Source organism: Eisenbergiella massiliensis (genome assembly GCF_003435485.1).
In genome coordinates this window covers 208,124-230,845 of the sequence record NZ_QVLV01000004.1, presented here as the reverse complement: position 1 = coordinate 230,845, position 22,722 = coordinate 208,124, and the positions used below count along the sequence as shown (strand labels likewise).

17 protein-coding genes are annotated in these 22,722 nt (G+C 47.2%); 6 read left to right on the top strand and 11 right to left on the bottom strand.

The features are described from left to right. Position 1: 1 nt before the first annotated feature. The 6 genes from DXC51_RS08015 to DXC51_RS29950 form a co-directional block, all read right to left on the bottom strand. Entirely contained in the window at positions 2 to 1,123 is a 1,122-nt protein-coding gene (locus DXC51_RS08015) for an alpha-L-fucosidase (protein ID WP_117544244.1), read from the bottom strand. A 36-nt stretch (positions 1,124 to 1,159) separates the two neighbouring features. After that, positions 1,160 to 2,203 carry a uroporphyrinogen decarboxylase family protein gene (locus tag DXC51_RS08010; RefSeq protein ID WP_117544243.1) on the bottom strand — a complete coding sequence of 348 codons (1,044 nt, stop codon included), beginning with the start codon at positions 2,201 to 2,203 and terminating at the stop codon, positions 1,160 to 1,162. Between the two features lie 106 nt (positions 2,204 to 2,309). Beyond that, positions 2,310 to 4,007, bottom strand: coding sequence for an extracellular solute-binding protein (locus DXC51_RS08005; protein WP_117544242.1), 1,698 nt, complete (start codon positions 4,005 to 4,007; stop codon positions 2,310 to 2,312). 705 nt (positions 4,008 to 4,712) lie between these two features. Then, positions 4,713 to 5,618, bottom strand: coding sequence for a carbohydrate ABC transporter permease (locus tag DXC51_RS07995; RefSeq protein WP_181970058.1), 906 nt, complete (start codon positions 5,616 to 5,618; stop codon positions 4,713 to 4,715). 21 nt (positions 5,619 to 5,639) lie between these two features. Beyond that, on the bottom strand, positions 5,640 to 6,572 hold the full coding sequence (locus DXC51_RS07990) for an ABC transporter permease (protein WP_181970057.1): 933 nt from the start codon (positions 6,570 to 6,572) through the stop codon (positions 5,640 to 5,642). Between the two features lie 446 nt (positions 6,573 to 7,018). Beyond that, complete coding sequence (locus DXC51_RS29950; RefSeq protein WP_408608852.1) at positions 7,019 to 7,183, bottom strand: hypothetical protein; 165 nt, start codon at positions 7,181 to 7,183, stop codon at positions 7,019 to 7,021. A 227-nt stretch (positions 7,184 to 7,410) separates the two neighbouring features. On the opposite strand from DXC51_RS29950, the gene DXC51_RS07980 reads away from it, so the two are divergent. Next, the gene (locus tag DXC51_RS07980; protein WP_181970056.1) at positions 7,411 to 9,756 is read left to right on the top strand and encodes a helix-turn-helix domain-containing protein; all 2,346 of its coding nucleotides are present in this window, start codon (positions 7,411 to 7,413) and stop codon (positions 9,754 to 9,756) included. Between the two features lie 95 nt (positions 9,757 to 9,851). Continuing rightward, complete coding sequence (locus tag DXC51_RS29275; RefSeq protein ID WP_147332349.1) at positions 9,852 to 10,094, top strand: hypothetical protein; 243 nt, start codon at positions 9,852 to 9,854, stop codon at positions 10,092 to 10,094. On the opposite strand, the gene DXC51_RS07975 is transcribed toward DXC51_RS29275, so the two are convergent. The 5 genes from DXC51_RS07975 to DXC51_RS07955 all read right to left on the bottom strand — a co-directional run bounded on the left by DXC51_RS07975 (position 10,087) and on the right by DXC51_RS07955 (position 17,557). Then, positions 10,087 to 11,907 (bottom strand): alpha-amylase family glycosyl hydrolase, encoded by a 1,821-nt coding sequence (locus tag DXC51_RS07975; protein ID WP_117544238.1) that lies wholly within the window; start codon positions 11,905 to 11,907, stop codon positions 10,087 to 10,089. The two genes, DXC51_RS29275 and DXC51_RS07975, sit on opposite strands and share 8 nt — an antisense overlap. A 10-nt stretch (positions 11,908 to 11,917) precedes the next feature. Further along, positions 11,918 to 13,843, bottom strand: a complete 1,926-nt coding sequence (locus DXC51_RS07970; RefSeq protein WP_243003157.1) for a glycoside hydrolase family 66 protein — start codon at positions 13,841 to 13,843, stop codon at positions 11,918 to 11,920. Between the two features lie 112 nt (positions 13,844 to 13,955). Beyond that, positions 13,956 to 14,849, bottom strand: a complete 894-nt coding sequence (locus DXC51_RS07965) for a carbohydrate ABC transporter permease (RefSeq protein ID WP_117544237.1) — start codon at positions 14,847 to 14,849, stop codon at positions 13,956 to 13,958. A gap of 34 nt (positions 14,850 to 14,883) precedes the next feature. Continuing rightward, entirely contained in the window at positions 14,884 to 15,807 is a 924-nt protein-coding gene (locus tag DXC51_RS07960; RefSeq protein ID WP_102289312.1) for an ABC transporter permease, read from the bottom strand. 73 nt (positions 15,808 to 15,880) lie between these two features. Next, positions 15,881 to 17,557: a type 2 periplasmic-binding domain-containing protein gene (locus DXC51_RS07955; RefSeq protein ID WP_117544236.1), complete on the bottom strand. Its 1,677-nt coding sequence runs from the start codon at positions 17,555 to 17,557 to the stop codon at positions 15,881 to 15,883. 385 nt (positions 17,558 to 17,942) lie between these two features. Between DXC51_RS07955 and DXC51_RS07950 the strand changes: the two genes are divergently transcribed. The 4 genes from DXC51_RS07950 (at position 17,943) to DXC51_RS07935 (ending at position 22,544) form a co-directional block, all read left to right on the top strand. Next, positions 17,943 to 19,052 (top strand): response regulator transcription factor, encoded by a 1,110-nt coding sequence (locus tag DXC51_RS07950; protein ID WP_117544235.1) that lies wholly within the window; start codon positions 17,943 to 17,945, stop codon positions 19,050 to 19,052. Positions 19,053 to 19,068: 16 nt separating this feature from the next. After that, positions 19,069 to 20,781, top strand: a complete 1,713-nt coding sequence (locus DXC51_RS07945) for a sensor histidine kinase (protein WP_117530391.1) — start codon at positions 19,069 to 19,071, stop codon at positions 20,779 to 20,781. 132 nt (positions 20,782 to 20,913) lie between these two features. Beyond that, complete coding sequence (locus DXC51_RS07940; RefSeq protein WP_021638436.1) at positions 20,914 to 21,606, top strand: response regulator transcription factor; 693 nt, start codon at positions 20,914 to 20,916, stop codon at positions 21,604 to 21,606. Continuing rightward, complete coding sequence (locus DXC51_RS07935) at positions 21,603 to 22,544, top strand: sensor histidine kinase (protein ID WP_102289317.1); 942 nt, start codon at positions 21,603 to 21,605, stop codon at positions 22,542 to 22,544. The genes DXC51_RS07940 and DXC51_RS07935 overlap by 4 nt, the downstream gene beginning before the upstream one ends. The last annotated feature ends 178 nt before the right edge of the window (positions 22,545 to 22,722 follow it).

Sequence of the window (22,722 nt, the reverse complement as noted above, 5' to 3'; positions counted from 1 at the left end):
GTTATATTGCGCCTGCTGCCGTAGTATTTTCAGACAAAGTGCCATTCTCAGGAAAACCTTCTTTTCTGATTTTTTCTCCCAGTTCCAGCAGAATCCTTTCCTGTGTGGGATTGACAGACCCGTCTGCCATCGGACCGATGTTTAATAACAGGTTACAGTCAGATTCAAGTGCGTGTCCTAACAACTGATAAAGTTCTTCCACACTCCGGTTTTCATACAGCGGATTATATCCCCAGGTACCTCTTTGTACGGTGGAACATACTTCATTGTGCTTGTTTTTATTGCCTTCAAAACCAATTTTTGCACGCTCTGCCCCCGCATCTCCGAACCGTGGACGAATTCGCTCTGCAGCATCATGAAAACTGTTTTCCGGAGATGCAAAATCTTCTGTACCGGTAGCACCCTGTTTCCAGGAAATCAGAACATCGGGATGCTTCGCCCGCAGATTTGCATAAATCTCCTCGACAGGGATATATTCCTCACCCAGCGCATACCAGGCAGCAATCAAATCCAGCCAGATACCCGTGATTTTGTAATTAGTAAGCAACTCATCCATAACCTTTTCAATATAGTCCAGATAATGCTTGAAATCCTCTTTTTTGCGATAGAGATAATGCGGTTCCGGATTTTCCAGATTTCCCCGTGCATTGTCAAAGGTTCCACGATCTACATAGTAAGGATGCCGCCAGTTGAGCATAAATGTATAGTAAGCAAAAAAACCCAGCCCCTTTCGGTCACACGCTTCGCTCAATTCCCTGACCAGATCCCGTCCTGCGGCGGAATTCACACTGTTGAACGGTTCAATTTGGGAATCCCACATGCAAAATCCTTCGTGGTGACAGGTTGTAAATGTAATATATTTCATTCCAGCCTTGATTGCGAGATCGGTAATGTATTCCGCATCAAAATTATGAGCTGTAAACTGTTCCGTCAGCTTTTCATATTTATCCAATGGAATATTCTGATAAAACAGAACCCACTCCTGCTGGTGCAGCATAGAATATAGCCCATAATGAATAAACATACCATATTTAGCATTTTTAAACCATTCCAGCTTCGCTTTTTTGTGATCTGTTTTCCAGATCTCAGAATATTCTTTTAAGTATTTCGGACAATCATTCATTGATAATACCTTCTTTCTGTTATTGTGAATGTCTTTTCATCTGGCAGCATTATAAAGTGCCTCGATATTTTCTATTGGTACATCTCCCTCAAAACACTGACTGGCCATCAGGATATAACCGCCATCGTGATTCAGGCAACGAATATAATGCTCCACCTCCTGCTGTACCTGTTCCGGTGTTCCGTAGGGCAGCAGATTCTGAGTATCAATTCCGCCATGAAAAGCAATTTTTCCATTATACTGAGCCAGTTCTTCTGCTGTCAGTCCAGGTACCTTCTGCAGCGGTTCCAACGAATCAACGCCACACCTGATGAAATCCGGAATCAGTGGTGCAATCGCTCCACAGGAATGCTGCTGAAAAAAAGCACCATATTGATGACAAAGTTCTGTCAACTTCCGGGTATTTGCTTCAAAAAAGGTCCGCCACATATCTACACTGAACAACATGGATATCTGCGTACCGTAATCATCATGCGGCCGTAAAATATCGACCATTCCGCCCCCCGCTTCAAAACAGCGGCGGTAATACTCCAGTTCAAATTCTACCATACGGTCCAAAATCCGCTGCGCAACCTCCGGTTCATCCAGCATCAACAGGAAAAATTTCTCCATATTAATCAGGAATGTTACCATCTGGAACGGCCCGGGGTGTCCTATAATAATCGCCTTATCCGGATATTTCTCACAGGTTTTTCGTATAGCACTATAATCAAACCAATCCGGATTCGGAAAGGGATAGGCATCCACCTCTTCTATTGTAGAAACATCATTTAACGGAAAATACGTCGTGACATTATAGGAGTCAATATCCGTTTGATGAACGGTCGTTTCATAGCCCCAGTATGTCTGCCGTACCTTTCTTCCCTGATTGTCCACATAGCTTTTTAGAGGCGGTCCGATATAAATCGGATCTGCAGGTATTATATCTACCTTAAATTTTTCAAGAAGCTGGAATTCCTCCGTAAAACCATAATGTTTCAGTAATTTATCTTTCACTCTCCCCACTGCTTCAAAGGCAACCGGAACCCGGTCTACCTTTTGATGGGAAATGGCTGCGCGTACTCTCTCTTTGGAATTCATCTGTTATTCCCTGCCTTTCTCTTCTATAAGAACACAGGGATTGACTCCGTCTGTATCGCCTGCGCCAATCCCTGTTTTCATGTAACTATTTTATCGTTAAATACTCTTATTTCTGATACTGTCGGTCATAAGCCATCTGTGTCATATCAACTACTGTTTGAAGTCCCATGCTTTCCAGCTGTGCCAGATATTCTTCCCACACCGCATCATTGTTGATGTCCATAGAACCGGTAATAAATGCAATACAACTGTCTGATTCGTACTTTGTCAGATCCGCTTTCGCCTGGGAAATTTCATTTGTTTCATCCGCACTGAAGCGGATATTAGGCAGTGTTTTTTCCTTTGCTCCATAAGGTTCATACTGTTCCTTTGCAACCATGTAGAGACGTTTTTCGGAACCTACGGAAGAGAGGATATCCATGTCCGCAGGTGCTTCCTGAGACATCCGGATTGCATGTGTCTGAAATCTGGGATAAAAATTTACCCAGGACGCATTCTGTTCTCCCCAAACCTTCGGAGCCCATCCGGTAAAGCTGTTGAATTTAGCAGGTGTTTCCCCATCCAGACCAATCGCGCCTTCTTCCGAGTATTCCCAATGTTCTCCTTCCAGACCAAACGTACGGATATAGGCTTCCTCTGTAACCAGCAAATCCATAATTTTTAACGCACGGATTCGTTTTTCCTCCGGCATTTCAGTAGTGATAAAGAAAGCACCATCAACAGTCTTCGCTACTGTAGAAATATCGGTACAGGCATTCTGTTCACCTCCGGGTCCTTTTAGGGGTGTCAGCGCCAGCGTATCCCGATATAAACCACCTTCCTCCTGAATCGGCCAGAACTCCTTTGCGTCCAGAGTGGTTGCGAAGCAGACAACCGGATCTGATTCTGAATTTGCAATTGCCTGTGCCTGATCTATTGTCTGGGCAAAGGTATTGTTATACAGCAGACCTTCACTGTAAAGCTTGTTGATATATTTCAGTGCTTCGCGATATTCATCTTCAACAATCGCTGACTTGATTACGCCATTATCATTCCATAACTGCAGGCTGTCACCAGAAAGGTACAGGAAGGCGTTTCCTAAAAATACCAGACCATAGTCTCTGCTGTGACCCATTAATGGAATGTAATTTGGATTCAATTCTTTAATCGCTTTCAATGTTTCATAAAATTCATCGGTATTCGTGGGAACAGGAAGTCCGGTTTCTTCTAAAATAGGAGAATAGTACCAGCACTTATACGGATAATAGGTGTGGAACGCTTCTGCGTAATCGCCAATTGCATAAATTTTTCCGTCTAATTGGCGCATGGAATCCAAATACCCGGGTACAGCACGATCAGCTGCCATCAGGTTGGGAGTGTTCTCTTCATTGATATATTCATCCAGTGGAACAATAACCCCTTCATCCACTCCATACAAATCCACCTTTTCGTAACCGCTGCACATAACCAGTTCCGGATATTCACCGGTCGCCATCATGATATCCATCTTATCTCCAAACTCAGAGTTCATGATAGGATTGATGACTAAGTCAATATTCAATTCTTCTTCAATCCAGTCTGTAAATGCGTTGTTGTTCACGTCTTTCACCAGCGGATGCTGGGAAAGAACAGCGTTAATAGTATACTTGACACTCATATCATCTGCTGCAATGTCGGCAGTTGCTGTCACATTTCCCTGCTCCTCGGAAGTGCTAACAGTCTGTTCGGAGCCTGCCCCCGATACTTCTCCGCCTCCACAGCCCATCAGTGTTGATGCAGCCATCATTATCGCTAAAATGCCTGCCAGATTCTTTTTGTTGTTCATAAATATCCTCCTTTGATTGATATATTGTTATGCACCCTCGTTTAGTAAAATCATATCTCACGATATGAAATCCTCTCCAGAACCGTACGTGCGGCTTTCCCGTATATGGATCTTCATAATAACTTTCACAGTTTCTGTCTACGCGTAGAGATTATAGTATCTTTTCGGATATGCCAGCGGATAATATTCCAGCATCTGTTTGAGCTTCTCTTCAAATCCTGCCAGGCAGTCGTCCGCGTACACCACCAGAAAGCTCTCTCCTGTTCCTTGTTTCTCAAAGAACTTTTTGTACTATAATACCAGTACATGGTGCATATAGATATTGGCCAGTACCGGACTGATGATGTTTCCCTGCGCGCTCCCCGCTTCATTTGTCTGATATTTCCCATCCTCCAATCCTCCCGTTTTCAGGTATGTGCAGGCCTTCCCTCCGCCATCATTACCTGTTTCTTTGGTACTACGCCTGCATCCGACTGCCTGTGGTCCGTTTGATTTTCTCCGTTTACTACGTCGGCATCTGGAACTTTGTAAAATTTCGGGGTTCAATAACATTGCAAACCTGCTTCGTAGGAACTTTAGTTCCTTGTGTCTACGCTTAGCCCTGCCTGTTACCAGACAACATCCAAGACTCACTAACGGCGGCTCGCTGCGCTTTGCCGCACGGGTGTTCCACTCGCTAAACCATCCGCCCTTTTCTGGGCGCACTCAGCCCTTAACAGAACCAAGCATTACACCTTTTACAAAATGTTTCTGCACAAACGGATAGATGATCATCAGCGGGATACTGGAAACTACGATTGTCGCATACTTTAGTGTAACCTGAAGATTCCGCAGTTCCTGATAATCCCTGCTATCCTTAATCATATCCGGATTCACTGAATTCATCTCCATAATCTCTCTGATTATGATCTGCAATGGCTGCAGATTTCTATCGGTCAGATAAATCAATGCATTTTGATAATTGTTCCAATATCCAACTATTTCCCAGAGAAGCAATACTGCAATCACCGCTTTGGAAAGCGGCAGAACAATGGAAACCAGACATCTCATAGCACTGGCTCCATCAACTTCTGCGGAGTCATAAATACTTTGATCTATGCTGTTCTTAAAAAAAGTTCTGGCTACAAATACATTATATACACTCAGAGCACCAGCTAAAAATAAAAAGCCAAAACGGTTATTCGTCAATCCCACCGATTTTGATACGAGATAAGTCGGAATCATCCCGCCTGAAAACAACATTGTCACCATCATAATTCTTAAAATAATCCCTTTACCGGGCATATCCTCTTTCGAAAGCGGATAACCCAGAGCAATAGTCATCGCTACCGAAATTACCGGTCCAAGCGTCGCATAAAAGAGAGAATTCAAGAAACCCATGATAAGATCCTGGTGGTTGAAAATTGCCCGATAAGAATCCAGTGTAAAAGAAACCGGAAATATCGTGACTTTTCCCGCTATAATATCGTCTGCAGAAGAAAACGAGCAGGAAATGATGTGCATGATTGGCAGGATTACAACCAATACAATCATGAACAGTATTGCATAAATCATGGCACGAACAATCTTATCCACCCATGAATCATAATTTTTTGCAAGAAACCCTTTCAATTTCATTCACCTCCTTTTTCATCAGTACATGCTTTCACCTGTTATTTTCTTAACAGTAAAATTGGCTCCGACTATCATAATACAGTTGATGATTGAGTTAAACAGTCCTACCGCTGTACTGTATCCAAAATCAGCCTGTAAAAGACCCTTTTTATAAACAAAGGTACTGATTACCTCCGATACATTGATATTAGTACCGTTCTGCATCAGATAAATTTTATCAAAACCAGTATTCATAATACCGCCGATTGCCATAATCAGGGTAATAGAAATTGTGGGGACCAGGCAGGGGAAATCGATGTTTCGAATTTTCTGCATCAATGTCGCACCGTCAACTCTGGCTGCATCATAAAGCTCCACACTGACATTGGAAAGGCTGGCTGTATACAGAATTGAACTCCATCCGATACTCTGCCACACGCCGGAACCTATGTGTAATAACCTGAAATATTTCGGATCTGCCATCAATAGAATTTGGGATGCTGCCTCTTTACCCACAAAGAACTGCAAGATACCGATTGTCGGATCAAAAATCTGCTGCATCACCCCCACCAACACAACTACCGATATAAAATGAGGGGCATATGTAATCATCTGTACTGCCTTTTTAAAACGTTGGTGCCGCACTTCATTGAGCATCAGTGCAAATATGATTGAAAGCGGAAAAGAAATAATCAATCCTAATACACTCAAAATAAGAGTATTGCTGAAAATCAATTCAAAGTAATGGGAATTGAAAAAGGATCTGAAGTTATCCAGTCCCACCCATTGGCTTCCGAAGATACCTTTAGTTGGACGATATCGTTCAAACGAAATCAATACTCCAAAAAGCGGAATGATTTTTAGCACAAATATGTGCAGCAACGGGAATGCCATTAAACAGTAGAGCGGCAAGTATTTTTTTATTTTTTTTGCCCGGTGGCGGTCAACACCTGTTCGTTTGATATTGGTCATTGTCTGTTCTGCCTCCTTCAATTTTTTCTGTAACCCCATAATGCCACATTTTCTGCCCTCTAAAAAGTGACAATATATACTTCTGACCATGACATCTTATCAAAATCCCCACATGACAAATCTTACATCCCTATGACAAATTCCACCATTTTATTGACTTTTCTCCTGTTTTGCTTAAAAATGTAACTAGTACAGCATTGCATAATTAACTATGATTAAACAGTTAAGGGTACCCCTGCATTCGTCCATTTGAAAGGATGTGTAACGAGATTGTATTGTTCAATAAATCTCTGAATGCTTTCTTTCAGTCCCCTATAGATGTATAACTCTTGCGTTTCAATAGTTTGCGGTTGATAATCCCGAACCATATCTCTATTTGGTTCATCTATGGGCTATGTTTCGGGGTATATACGAAACGGATACGGTGGCTTGGGGTATACAGGAATTCAGCCCGGCTTTGTTGGCTTTTCAGTATTTATATGGAAGAAGCCAATCAGGCTGGTCGTCCCGTGACGGATATACTCAAAATCTCTTGCCGCAGGATGGCCAGGCAGTGGCAGCTTATCAGGAAATTTATGTTCTAATGCCTGGATACCTGTCATTTCATCCACAGATACCACTTGGGTTCCTTCCTTTTCAAGGACCTGGGCGTGCAAGTATAAATCACAGATTTCATTTACATTGGCGGCGAAGGTTTCCGATGATTCCTATTTTTCGGTAGAATGCAGCCAATAACGAATTTTATGGGGCTTTAAATTCACCTCATTTTTAAAAAACGGCTTACGGATTTTGCATAAATCCCCAATCGGACGTAAATGAAAAGAGGTTAACAATGATTATGAAACATACACATATGGAACTTATGAAAAAAACATCCCCTTTTCGAAAAATCAACGGTACATTTTCCTATTTTTTTGCTACCTATCTACTGATTCTCTTAGTACCGTTACTCTCTCTGTTCTTTATTTATCATATTTTTGTTGCAGAAATCGAAGAGAGACTGAACAATCACAATACTGCCATGCTGGAAGCAGGTGTAAAAAATATCGATCTGTTATTGGACGAAATCCAAAAGACCATCGGCAGTCTGCAGCGCCGGGAAAATGTAATAAATTTTACGAATATGGAACGCTTTGAAGGACCGAATACATACACTCTGGAATTACTGCATTTAATGGAAGAACTGGAAGATGTTAAAAACCTAAACGGTAACATTCAGGATATCTTCCTATACTCCGCCAAAAGCGATGCTGTAATCACCAGCACCAACCTTTATATGGATAGTATGTCTTTTTATAAAAACCATCCCCTTCAGATTCCACAGGAATTTACAGAAGTTCCCTTTTTACAGGTTCCTTCCTATCAGTTAATTCCGTATCAAAATGATGCTCTCGGCAGCAACACCTTTGACGGGTATTTATTTGCCGGCACTATTCCTGCATACGCGAAAAGCAATCGTGTCGGTACTATTCTCATCCTCCTGAACAAAACCATCTTCAGCAACACGTTGGAAGAGATGCAGGTCGGTACTGACGGGCTTATTTGTGTTACAGATAAAAATGGTAAGACTTTCTACCAAAACCGGGCAGAAAATTCCTTTCCCTTTTTATATTCAGCAGACAACCTTGAAAATTCTGACACCTTTGTCCATGAGAAAAATCGGTACCAGGTGATTTGGAAGCGTTCTAACAGTTCTGGGCTCATTTATTCCGCTTATTTGTCAGAAGCTTTTGTCACAGAGCATATGTCCTTTATCAAAGGTCTTGTTTTAACGGTACTTGTCTGTTCCTTACTGCTGACGATTCTGCTTTCGCTGTTTTTATCTAAAAACAGTTCCACACCGATACAGAAGCTCTTAACGATGTTTACACCTTTTCCGGAAATTTCCTATAAAGGACTTCTGAGTCATTTGGAAAATAACGTCAAACATGTGTTGGACTCCTATTCAGAGAGCGAAGCCCGGCTGCAAAAGCAGATACCGCTGATTCAATCCGCTACTCTTTATAATTTGCTAAGCGGAAGCTACTGCAATGATACGGAACTACACGAATCCCTTGCCCTTTCCTCTATCGACCTGCAGGCTGACTGGCACTGTGTAATCATTTTGAAATTGATTACCCCTTCCAAGAATTCCCCGGAAGGATACATCTACCACAAAAAAATCAGTATTCTTGTTTCGGATCTGGTTCTTGAACTCAGTGCACCTTACTTTGTTTCTGCGTATAGTTATGACATTGATCAATTGAAAATCGCCTTCCTGCTTTCGTTCAATCTTCAGGAACTGCGCTCCGAAAATGGTCAATATACGAAAAACTCCAGCCTCCTGCAGCAATATATGGAAAATTTTGCAAAGTTGATTCATGATTATTTATTGGAGAAAAAAGAAATCCACACAATCTGTGCAATCGGAGAAGTCTTTCCGGATATCAACAATATTAGTACCTCGTATGAACAGGCCAAACAAACAGTTCATCTCCTGCCTGGCCTTTCACAGAAATCGTTTTACCATTTCAATGATATCACCCGGATTGACTACAATTTCTACTATCCATTTGAGATGGAGCAGCGAATCAGTGTTTTCATGAAAGAGGGAGATGTTGGACGTGTTAAGCAGATTTTAAAAACCATATACGTTGAGAACTTTATTAAGAAAGAATTAAACCACACGCTTAAAAGGCACCTGCTGCTCGCGCTTTATACCACCCTGATCCGCTCCACCGGCGAAGTAGACTATTCAGTGGATATCAGACCCTTTCTGATTCAGCCAAATCAGGCAACAGCAAACTTTGATGAAATATTTGACTCGGTAACTTCAGAATTTGTAATGGTATCCCAGCTTTATCTGGATAAAAAGGAAACGGAAATAGATTCTCTCAAAGAACAGATTTCTGTATTTATCGAGAAAAATTACCACGATCCTGACTTAACCCTTTCAGCTGTGGCACAACATTTTCAGATTTCAGAAAGAACATTTTACAGCTACTTTAAAGATACTTTTCAGAATACTTTTACCGTCTATCTGGAAAATCTTCGCATTAGTAAAGCAAAGGAATTTTTGAAAAACGATACTGTTTCCGTTGAAAAGATTTCAGAAATGACCGGCTACACCAATGTGCGCACCTTCCAGCGGGCCTTCAAGCGGGTAATCGGACATTCTCCAAACGAATTCCGTCATAACAGTTGAAGGCCCGATAAAAAGGCACCACAAAAATGGGAATATCAAGTTAATCTGTCTGTTTACTGAACGGTTACATAGGAACAACATTTTACAGAGAATTTATGAAATCGGCATTGTGCCGGTCATCGCAATCGACAATGCAGAGGAGGCAGTACCGCAACGGCCGCCCCACCATGGTCCTCTACCAGCTGAAAGTTAAAAATGATGTTGACGGTTGTGCTGTAACTGTCCGGGAACTGCTTTCTCAGATGTTTCCTTATGCCCGGCAGTATTTGCTGGAGCATGGGATAAAGGAAGAGGAAATGCGGCTGACGCCTTGCATCCATTTGCAGCTGACTACCTAGGCTGCGGGCTGTGTGTACCGGGTATTGCTTCAAATTCCAGCACCAGCAGCCCGCCCCCGCAGGCCAAATCCCTTTTAATCGTCCAGCGCAGCTTCTCCAGCTCATCCGCCGTTGCAAGTATCCTTTCCTTCCCGCCTGGCAGTGCACCGAACAAAGCGGAAACCTGCCAGCGGGCGGCGCTGTCAGTATTGTCTGCGGCAGTCTCAAGAACCTCATGCAGCCGGAAGCGCATTCCCACATCCTCCTCTGCGGAAGGATTTGCGGCGATGAGAAGGACTCTGCCCTTTTCCATATAGCAATAAGGGATGGGAAGCTCTCTGTCGGCCTCATACTCTATGGCTGCAAAGTTTCTCTTTGTATCTCCCATACGGCAGGGCTTTATCAGTTCTGAATGGCTTCTCCGGATTTTGATGATGCTTTTCATATCCTCAAGCATCTGTGTCTTCTCAGGCAGCTTCAGCTGCTCCCAGTCGATCCAGCTTCCATACAGCCAACGCCCTTTTCCATAGGGTTCCCCGCCGAACAGTCCGGGGGAAAGCTGCGGCAGCGGCCTGTAATCGGCATTAAACTCCTCTCCTGACATAAAGACAGGAACCCCCGGCGCCAGCAGCGTGGTATAGCCGGCAAGATAGCGGCTGCCCTGGGCACAATAGGGGTTTTCCTCTCCTGGGAAGCCAACCCAGCCGCCGTCATGGCAGCTTAACTGGATTGACAGGCGCTGCCCATCCTGTATCCGCAGCGGGAATTCCAGGAGCAGTCCGTTTTTCTTCTTCTGAACGGAAACCGTATAGTCTACCTCCAGGACTCCTTCTCTGTTACTGTTCCAGAGCTGTCCCTGATTGTCTGCGATCTGTATGTTACGGACGGCTTTTTCCCCGTAAATATTTTCCACGCGCAGACGGCCCGTCTGCATCTGCCAGGCTGCCGAAGCCGCTCCTTCCTCCGTCCTCGTACAGGCTCCTTCCTCTATCACCTCAGGGACCTTTTCCGGCTGATGCCAATGGTTCCTGCTGCTGTCCTGTACGGTGCCGTCTTCATAAAAAATTTTTACCTGATAGCGTTCATTCGCCCGCGTCTGCCTGTCCGCGCAGTATCCGGCGGCGTCATACAGCATACGGTGCGACCGGTTCAGCCCGTAATTGTGGGAGATCACCTCCCCATGCTGCAGGATATCGGTCACTCCGCGGATAGCAGGACCGCTTTCCGCTATAATGAGGATCTTCTTTCCAAAATCGGCCGCTCCTTTTCTGATCTGCGCCCAAAGGTCATTGCGGTAATGGGCCACATCCAGACGGAAGCCGTCAACGCCGAATTCCCGGACGTACCAAAGCCAGGTATTTATCCACCATACATCCAAATCCGGATGGTTTCCGTACCAGTCATAATCCTTCATTCCCCAGGATTCCCCGGCAAACCAGTCCGGATGCTCCTGAACCAGCGGGCTGTCCTTCATCACCCCATGGGTTATCACATCCAGGAATACCCGGATTCCGCGGCTGTGCGCGTTTTGTACCAGGCGTCTGAAATCCTCCTCCGTTCCCAGGGTGGGATCGATTCTGTCGGGGCGTATGCAGGCATATTCCGACCAGATATTATAAAAATGTCCTTCCCTGCAAAGTTGATGCCCGCTGAGCCAGATACCGTTAATCCCCAGCTCCTCCAGATAGGGCAGCTTCTCCTCCAGGGATGCGAAGGTCCCTGATTCGGGGCCCGTGGGGGATGTGAAATTTTTGGTTGCTATTTCATATACGATGAGCTGATCCAGATACTCCGGGGCATCTGTAATATTGCTGTCCATAACTTCATTATTCATACTGCTTCAGTCACCTTTCCTGTTTCTTCATATATAAAAGATCCCAATATTGAAGCGAAGGCACCTCAAATTCCAGATACCTGCCATTGTCATCCTCCCCTTTTTCAAAAATAAGAGAAGTGCTGATGGAGCTTTCCTCATCCGGGGAAGCCAGCCAGATGCCGGTGATTTCTTCCGGCGTATAGTATTTTACCCGCAGCCCGTTCAGGAGAAGCGGCGCAGCCTTTTTCCCCCGCTCGTCGCGCCATTCATTGTCGGTTCCGCAGAGATTAATGAGATGCAGGATTTCGTATGCTTCATCCGCTTTTGTATAAGCCCACACGGCATCGCTTTCCCCCTGTGCGCTCACGGGCGTTCCCTGGATTTCCACCGTTCTTTGTATCCGGGTCTGCCCGTCCCGCAGCAGGTTTTCATAGGCAGTCACAAAATCGGCCATCCGGCGCATGGATGCCTTCAGCGCATCATCCATCGGGATTTTGTCATCCGGATAGTATTCCACATGCAGCATTGAGTCACCGTTTCCCAGCTCCAGCCGGGAGCCTCCGGCCGCATAAACCGCCGCGTCACACAGCAGCACTGCCGGGGCGTTCATAGATCCCACAGTTTTGTAATAGTTGATATAGGCTTTTACCACCAGTGATTTTCCTTTTCCGTCCATGGAAAAGGGCCTGCTTTCCTCCATGGTGCGCTCGATCTCACCCGCCAGCGCGCTATAGGTATTATAAGCAATGCCCTCCCGATCCTGATCCCAGGGCCAGAACTCCGTATAGAGAACATCCGCCCGGCTGGTATTCGCCTGTTCAATGCCCTGGCCGCCCACCGGGTTAAAGGACAGATATTTATCCCCCAGCGCTTCCTTGGCCGCGTTCAGGAACTGACGGTAGGTATCCTTCACGTACCAGACAGGCTCTCCCTTTTCATCGGTTCCGAGGGGATTCCCTTCTGTATCCGTCATTTTTCCCCACTCGCCCACCGTATCCCCGTGCCAGCCGTCAAAATCCAGATACTGAAATATCCGGTTTTCCTGGGCAAACAGCCATTCCTGCCAGTCCGGGTTCAACGGATTCATAAAATACAGGCTGCCGTTTCCGGAAGGGGAGGCTCCCATCTGAAATGAGAATTCTCCCTCTCCCCGGCCATTGTCCGGCGCAAAATAAAGCTTCCAGTCTTCCGCTGCCGCAGGATTCCCCGCCGCATCCGTAAAAAAGCTGTCGGTTCCCGCATAGATCATGTTATAGGCCATGTTCACCATGCCCCTTTCCTTCGCGGCCCGTATGTAATCTTTTATGGTATCTGCGTATATTCTCCGGCCCGACCAGTCCTCCCAGCCTTCCGCCGCCCCGCCTGTGTACTCCTGCGGCAGCGGCTGGTGGTGCAGCGCCTGCCAATCATAGTATTCGATGGCGTTGATATGATACCTGTTCATCAACGCGATTTTTTCCTCCGCCTCTTCCTTCTCCTCATAGCTGCACACATAGCCGTACCTGGGGAATTTGACCCAGCTGGAGGATACATCCGCGCCTATGGTATCCTGTGCAATATGCCGCTCCTTGCCGTCCGTTATTTCCAGGCTGATTACATAGCCCTGAAAATCCGTTTCCGGCGGTTGCCATTCCAGGGAAAGCTTTCTCTTTTCCCCTTTATCCAGCACAATTTCCTGCTGCGAGGAAAAAATCTCCTCCTCCAGATGGAAAACCCTCATCTCAAGCGTTCCGCTCCGGAACCGTCTGTCCGTCGAATTTTCCACAGCGGCCTCCAGCCTGACCGTATCTCCCGGCGCATAACGTGCTTTATCGGTTCCTGCAATCAGAAGCGTAATATCGCCCGCCGCAAAGGCGCCGGCAGCCTGCGCATATATTACGCCGGCTGCCGTTCCCAGGATTCCCAGGCCCGCGATACATAAAGCCAGGCACATCCTTATTCCTGAAATTTTCATTGTAATCTCCGTTCCACCGCCAGGCGGCGGCACAAATATCCCTCCCGCATATCACAGGCAGGCCTGCGCTACCGCAGAATTAAACAGTTTGAAAAAAATTATCAATATACCGCTACTCCTTCACGGACCCCATAACGATTCCCGTAATCAGATATTTCTGCAGAAAAGGATAAATCAGCAGGAGCGGAACCACCGCCACCACGATCTTGGCCGCATTCAGGTTTCTGTTGGATAATTCCGTCACATTTTCAAGAGCGCTGCTCCCGGCGCCGTTTTTGAGCAGCTCCTGGATATCCACGCTCAAAGACTGGATATAGGTCATAATAGGATACTTGTTTATTTTCTGTATGTAAATCAGCCCGCTGAAAAAATCGTTCCAGCTTCCCACAATACTGAACAGCGAAATGGTGGCCAGGCAGGGCTTGGCACAGGGAATCATAATTTTAAGCAGAACCGTCATCGGCCCCGCGCCGTCAATCACCGCCGCTTCTTCCAGGGACTTGGGGATTCCCAGGAAAAAGTTCATCAGCAGGATGACATTAAATATAGGAAGCGCTCCCGGCAGCACCAGCGCCCAGATGCTGTTGAGCAGCCCCAGATTTTTTACCAGAATAAAGGTGGGGATCATTCCGCCGTTAAACAGCATGGCAAATATCAGCAGGTTCATATAGAAGTTCCTGGCAGAAAATTCACGCTTGCTTTTGGTCAGCGGATAAGCCATGGGCACGGTAACCGCCAGGTTCAAAAACAGCGCCAGGATCACCCGGATGACGGAAATGCCGAAGGAACGCCAGAACTGCCCGTCCTCCAGGATTTTTTTATAGGCGCTCACCGTAAAACCCACCGGCAGCAGCCCCACCTTGTTCGCCGTCACCGCCGCGCTCCCGCTCAAGGAGATGGCCACTATGTTCCAAAGGGGCAGCAGGCAGGCCAGCCCGGATAAAATGACCAGCGCATGGATTACGGCAATTCGTATTTTAGAATGTATACTTTTATTATCGATCATGTTAACCTCACTTCTGCGCTCAGTGCGCCGAACGTTAAAAAATTTTCTGCCCTGTCATTTTTTTGGTCACGCCGTTTGCCGTAAGCAGAAGAATCATTCCCACCGCGGAACGGCACAGGCCCACTGCGGCACCGAAGCTGTACTGTCTTCCCACAAGGCCGATACGGTAAACATAGGTATCCAGTACGTCCCCTGTTTCATATACAATGGGGGAATACAGGTTATAAATCTGATCAAAGCCCGCGCTCAGGATGCCTGTCAGGTTCATCGCCGCCATCAGCAGGATGATGGGCAGCATGCCCGGTATTGTCACATTCCATACACGTTTCCACCAGGAGGCGCCGTCGATGGCCGCCGCTTCATGGAGGCCTGGATCAATGGAGGTGATGGCAGCCAGATAGACCACGGAGCTGTATCCGAATTCCTTCCATACGTCCGTCCCGATAATCAATCCCTGAAAGGTCTGGTTGCTTCCCAGGAAATTGATTTTATCCAGGCCAAAGCCTGCCAGCAGCTGGTTTACGGAGCCGTCCAGGCTGAACAGGTTGACCACCACGCTTGCCAGGACCACCCAGGAAAGGAAATGGGGCAGGTAAACCACGGTCTGCACCGTTTTTTTCAGGAATTTAATCCGTATTTCATTTAGAAGAATGGAAAAGGCAATGGCCATCACGGTGCCCAGCAGGATTTTACCCAGGGCAATTACCAGCGTATTGCGGATGATTTTGCCGATATCGGGCAGATGTATCATATAAATAAAATGCTTCAGGCCCACAAAATCCGAACCGAACAGCCCCTTTGCCGGGACGAAGTCCTGAAAAGCCATGAGAATTCCCACCATGGGAATGTAGCTGAATAATATCAGGAAAAAGAGCCCTGGAAACATCATAAGATGATATGCCGCATTGGAGCGCCTTTTCACCTGCCTCCGGGAGGTTTTCTTTCTTTCTGTTTTCATAAAAATTCTCCTTTGGGATGGAAAACGGCCATGCTGCAGGCATTCCCCGCAGGCATGGCCGTCAAACGCCGTTTTACCGTTCCTGCGCTGCGATTTCGTCAATTATCTGTGCGCCGCCCTGCGCGTTCCAGTTTTCCACGAACTGCGCAAAGCCGGTTTCCACGTCTTCTACACCGGTAACTATTTTAATGAAGGTTTCCTCCTCCAGCTTCTCCAGGTTAGCCCAGTTGGTTTCCATGGTGGGGGTTGTCTGAGGGAATACGGGCGTCAGCCAGGAAAACAGATCCTGTTCAGTCAGTTCATAAATCAGATTTACGCCCTTCATGCGGGAATGGTACTTCGCCCAGCCCGTGGCATCCTCCGTTCCTTCCAGATAAGCCCCGATTACCGCAGCATTGGTCCTCTGCTCTGCACTGTGGATTTCCTCTACGGTGATTTCACCATCCAGGCACTGCTTCAGATCCTTATAATCGTCCAAAAGGGAGGTATAGGAATTTACTTCAATATTAAAGGGCCTGGTGGAGCCGTCCACACCGTCCTCCATATATTTAGCCACCTCGGGGAATTCCTCTGCAACGGAAGAGGAATTGGCCAGCTCATCGTAAAACAGATTGGCAATTTCTACAGCCAGTTCCGGATGGGCAAATTCCTTGCTTACCACCATATAGCCGTTTGTGGCGTCGTTATGCTTACAGTTTACTTTTCCGTTTGCATCCTCAAGCGCATACGCCTGGAAGGAAGCGTCCTTATTCAATGCATACACATTGTTCAGAAGCCAGTCCGGAATATGCCAGGTGCCAAAGGCGATACCTGTCTGTCCGTTGGCAAGCAGCGCGGTGATATCATCCCAGGTTCTTGTACCCACCTGAGGATCCAGGATTCCATCGCGGTACCAGCCAGCAGCGGTGGAAAGGGCGTTCTTCATTTCCTCCGTTGTGGAACCATAAATGATTCCGCCGTCCTTTTCATACCAGGTTTTTGGGAAAGCGCCCATGGCATAGGCCAGGGAATTCATGCTGTAGGTTCCGTCAGGATCACCGCTTGTCAGCCAGGAGGCCAGGGCAATGCCCACCACATTTTCCGCGTTTCCAGGATTTTTATCCACGAATTCCTTTGCTACCATTTCCAGCTCTTCTATGGTAATGCAGCCGTTTCCATCCTCATCAACTGTGATGCCCAGAGAATCCATCCAGTCGCTTCTGATCCAGACAATACTGGGACCGGAGTCCGCATTGGTGCCCGGAATCGCCATGATTTTCCCGTCAAAGGTCACATTTTCCAGCGCTCTGCCGCCATAGGAATCATAAATCCCTTTCAGATAATCGCTGGCATGGCTCTCATAGCTTTCCGTCAGATCCGCTATCAGGTCGTTTTCGTACAGCTCCTGCAGCTCATCCAGTGTCGTCACCTTCATGATATCCGGGATATCCCCGGCGGAAAGGGCAAGGGACACCTGCCTGTCGTAATCGTCCCCGTTGGCTTCAAATTCATCCACAATTTTTACATTCAGCTTATCCTCCAGCATTCTGGTGTAAGCATTATTTTCATAGGTATCGCCTTCCGGCAGTTTGGGATTCTGCAGTGTCTGCCTTCCCATCATTATCGTAACCGCTTCTGTGTCCGCGGCGGCCCCGCTTCCCGTCTCCGTTGCCCCTGTTTCCTCACTTTTTGCCGAACAGGCAGATACAGATGCCATCATGGCGAAAGCAAGCGTAACTGACATCATTTTTTTCCAAAATCCGTTCTTCATCTCAAAACCTCCCGGTTTACTATGCTAAGTTTGTGTATTTCCCTCACAGAGCGGCCGCTCCTGCTGATGTAACAAGTATACGGCATCCTCCCCCGCCAGGTAAATAAAACGATTTCCATTTTCATGATATTTTTTACAGTTCTTTTTTTAGGGACATTGTATACAAAACTCAGTCATGGTATACTTCAACCATGCAAATTAGCTAATGAAAGGTTTGCCGATGCTGTGGGCTTTGCTGTGCCCGGCCTGACGGACCACATAAAAAACCCCTCAGCCCCCGGCGGAAAGGAAAGCGGCCGGCCACACCGGGCAGCGGATAGGGCACAGCAAAGCCCACAGCATCGGCAAAGCCTCCATTTAACAAATTTTGAAAGGGTGAAGCTTTATGTATACTTTGTTGATTGCGGATGATGAGGCGGATGAAAGGGCTTTGATAGTTTTTCTTTTGAAGAGTTATCCGGAGAGTTTTCATATTTTGGAGGCCTCTAATGGGCGGGAGGCGTTGTCTGTTTTGCAGCGGGGCCGTGTGGATATTCTTTTGTCGGATATTCAGATGCCTTTTTTGAATGGGATTGAGCTGGCTACTGAAGCCAAAAAGCTTTATCCGGATACGGAGATTCTTTTTTTCAGCGGGTATGATGATTTTGAATATGTGAAGAATGCGCTTTCGCTGCGGGCGGTGAATTATATCCTGAAGCCGGTGAGTCCGGAGGAGTTTGATAAATCGTTAAATGAAATCGTAAAGCGGCTGGATTCGCAGAAGATAGAATTCACACAGTCTGAGGAGTATATTGAGACACGTTTCCGGGGGGAAGTGATGCCTTCCGGGGAGACGATTTCTGAAAATGCCTCCGCGGCGGCTGATACGCTGCTTCTGCGCAGCATAGAGCTTGCAATTAAGCTGAAGCAGCCGGAAAAGCTGACGGCGCAGGTTCGGGAGCTTCTGCATAAATACCGGGATACGCCGAACCTGTCCCATATTTATATCCGCTATATCTGCACTACTCTGCTGCAGTTACTTATGGACGCTGCGCCGGAGCAGACGGAGGAGGATTTTCAGAAGGCGGTGCGGGAAATCTATACCTTCCGACATTTTTCCGATATCGTGGAGCTGATAGAACGCTATCTGGACATGGCGGCCGCTTCTATCCGGCAGGAGCTGGATGCGCCCAATTATGCGGTCCATCAGGTAAAGCAGTATATCCACCTGCATTACGCCGAGGATCTCAGCCTGAACCTGCTGGCGGATCTGGTGTACCTGAATCCCAAGTACCTGAGCAATATTTTTACCCAGTCCACCGGCTGCAATCTCAACAAATATATCCGCAGGGTGCGCATGGAAAAGGCCTGTGGGCTGCTGCTTGACACCAACATGAAGGTGTCCGACATCAGTCAGGCGGTGGGATACCCCAATCCCTCTTATTTCTGCAAAACCTTCCAGGAAATCTACGGAACCACGCCCGACCGTTTCCGGCAGGGAACGGAACGCGCCTGAAAACAGGAGGAATTCTATGTACGCAAAAATTCTTCACCGTATAAAAAATATGGGCTTCCGCAAAAAAATCACGGGGATCAGTCTGGCAATCAGCCTGATCCCTGTGATTCTCCTGGGTATCTTTTCCTATGGGCAGATGCGCAGTCTCATGCTGGAACGGGAATCCCTGGCGCTGCGGGAAACGCTCCGCCAGGAAACGGATCATCTGAATTATAAGCTGGAATCCTATCTTTCCGCTCTCAATCTCATCTGCTGGAATGAAGGCATCCGTACATCCCTGTCAAAGGATTATGAAACCAATGTGGATATGTATCTGGCGTATCGTGACGTCATTGATCCCATGTTTCTTACCGTGCGTTCCCTGAACAGGGATATTACTTCCATCAGCGTTTACACGGATAACCATATGAATCCTCACGGGAACGTACTGCGGCCGCTGGAAGAGGCTGCAGGGGAGGCCTGGTTTGATCAGGCGTGCCGCTCCACGGCGCCCTTTTTCCAGATTTCAGAGGACGGGCGGAGCATTCTCCTGCTGTGTCAGTTCTATTATAAATACGTCCCCTATACCAATATCCTCTGCATGACAATTGATCTGGCCTCCGCCCTGGATACGGCGGACAGCCTGTTTGAGGATAATTATGGTTTTCTCATGGCTTCGGCGGAGGGAGAAAGCCTGTTCCGGTTTACGAATATTTCCGGGGAAGCGGCTGCGGACATGCCTGACAGCGGAGCTCTGACCCAGGAGGGTATTTCCCGGGATTATCTTGTGGAAAGCAGCGCGCTGGAGGATACGGACTGGAGGCTTTACCTGTACCGTCCTGTGGAAGAAGCGGCGGCGGCCATCCGGCAGATTACCTATATCGTGCTTTTCATGATCCTGGTGTGCATTCTTCTCGTTTCCTGTACCAGCGCCGGACTGTCCAGGCTGGTGGTACATCCGCTGGAACAGCTCTCCTCCTATATCGCCAAGGTGGAGTCCGGCAATTATGAATTTACCATCACCTCAGACAGCACGGACGAGGTGGGCCGCCTCATTGAGGCCTTCCGCAAAATGACCGCCAATTTAAACCACCTGGTCAACGAGGTGCTGCGGGCGAAAATCGCACAGCAGAAATATGAGCTGAAAATTCTGCAGTCCCAGATCAATCCCCACTTTCTGTATAATTCCCTGTCCCTGATCAATGGGAAGGCCATCATGGCCGGACAGCAGGACATCAGCCAGATGGCAAGGCTGCTTTCCACCTTTTACCGGACCATGCTGAACAAAGGAAGCAGCATCACCACTGTGGAATCCGAACTGGAAAATACAAAGGCCTATATTTCTATCCAGCGGATGATGCATTCCGATTCCTTTGATGTGACCTATGATATTGCCGGGGATGTCCTCTCCTTCCCCATCCTGAATCTCCTTCTGCAGCCGCTTGCGGAAAATGCCATCATCCATGGTCTTGATCACAAGGAAACTCCCGGAAAAGGGGTTCTCTCCGTTTCCTGTTACCGGGAAGGGGAGGATATCGTTTTCAAGGTGATGGATAATGGCTGCGGAATGCCTGAGGAGGAATGCACCCGTATCCTCAGCGCAGACAGCCGGGGCTATGGGGTGAAAAACGTACATCAGAGAGTCTGCCTTTACTATGGCCCCGGCTATGGGCTGTCCTACCGCAGCACAAACGGAATGGGAACCTGCGCCGTCCTACGGGTATCGGATTCTCTGCCGCCCTCGGAGTGAGCCGTATGTGCCAAAGCTGGGTATTTATTACAGCATCTGCGTATTTGTAAAGTATCCCGGAATGTACTATAATAAAAGCCGGACCGGCAGAAACAAACTACGGACAAAGAACAGGCAGGGGAGAAGAATCTGATGAAGCTATTACTGGTTGAAGATGATCCGGAAATCTGCGGAATGCTGAAAAAATTTCTGGAAAAAGAAAATTTTGAAATTATCACCGCCAATGACGGGGAAGAGGCCTGCAGCAAATTCAGGCAGGAAACCTGCGATCTTGTTCTCCTTGATCTGATGCTGCCAAAAATCAGCGGCATGGATGTGCTGCAGCAAATCCGTGCCCAAAGTACGGTGCCGATTATCATTATGTCCGCAAAAGATACGGATTCCGATATCACGCTTGGGCTGGGCCTGGGCGCTGACGATTATGTGACCAAGCCCTTTTCCATGGTCCAGGTACTCGCCCGGATCAAGGCCAATCTGCGAAGGACCGGCCAGTATGCCGCTTCCTCCCCTGCCCGCCCCTCCCTGCTTACTGTGGGAGAACTGCGAATGAATCTGGAGGATTACACCGTTTCAAAGCAGGGAAAGGAAATTGAGCTCACGGCGAAGGAATTTGAAATTCTGCGTCTCCTTCTGCAGAATCCCAGGAAGGTATATACCAAGGAACAGATTTATTCCCTCATCTGGAATGACGCCTATCTTGGCGATGAAAACGCGGTTAACGTCCATATCAGCCGGCTGAGGAATAAAATTGAAGATAACCCCCGTTCTCCCAAATATGTGATTACGGTGTGGGGTATCGGTTACAAGTCAGGAGAATTCAAATGAGCGAAGCTGCAATCATATTTCTTCTCATTCTCTGCATTATCCTTCTTTTTTCCATTATCCTTTACCAGCGGTTCCATTTTAAAAAAGGGATACACGCAAGGCTGAAGGAAGTGAGCGACAAGCTGGAGGATATCCTTATATCGGGAAGTGATGAAAAGGTCATGGTTTTCACGGACGACAGTGCATTGATGGAGCTGTCCGGCCAGATCAACCTCCTGCTGGAGGGATATCAGAAAATAAAGGTGGACTACCGGCGTTCCCAGGCCGCTTCCAAGAAAATGCTTTCCAACATATCCCATGATATCAAGACCCCTATGACCGTTATTCTGGGATACCTTGAAATGATCCGCCTGGAAAGCCCGGAGGAAAATGAGCTTCTGGAAAAGGTGGAGGAAAAAGCACGGAAGATGATGGAACTGATCAGCCAGTTTTTTACCCTGGCAAAGCTGGAGGCCGGCGATACCAGCCTGGAGCTGTCCAGCGTCAGCCTGAATGAATGCTGCCGGGAAGCAGTCCTTGATTTCTATGAGCTGCTGACCCAGAAAAATTTCCAGGTGGAAGTTGATATCCCGGAGCAATCCGTGTGCATTATGGGGAACAGGGACGCCCTGGGACGGATTCTGGAAAATCTCATATCAAATGCCATCCGTTATGGCGGGGACGGCAAATATCTGGGAGTTTTTCTTCATTCGGACGAAAAATATGTCTATATCGACATATCCGATAAGGGCAAAGGTATCGACAAAGCCTTTTCCACCCGGATTTTCGACCGTCTCTTCACCCTGGAGGATTCCCGGAACCAGGAAATACAGGGTAACGGACTCGGCCTGACCATCGCCAAAAGCCTCGCTAACCAGCTTGGCGGCGATATCTTACTCAAAAGCGATCCCCACATCCTCACCACCTTCACATTGAAATTCCGGAAACTGATATATTAAAGGAAGCAAAGCAGAATGATCCGCCGAGGCTGCGGCAAAAAGCCGGGAGGCCGGCATACAGCGGCCACAGGGCGGCGGAGCATTCTGCTTTGTTTTCGGTAACGAAAGAAATTCGTAAGAATTGGTCAAGAGTTTTGCAAAGTTCTTTCTATATGATAGGGTTTAACAGGAAAGGAGA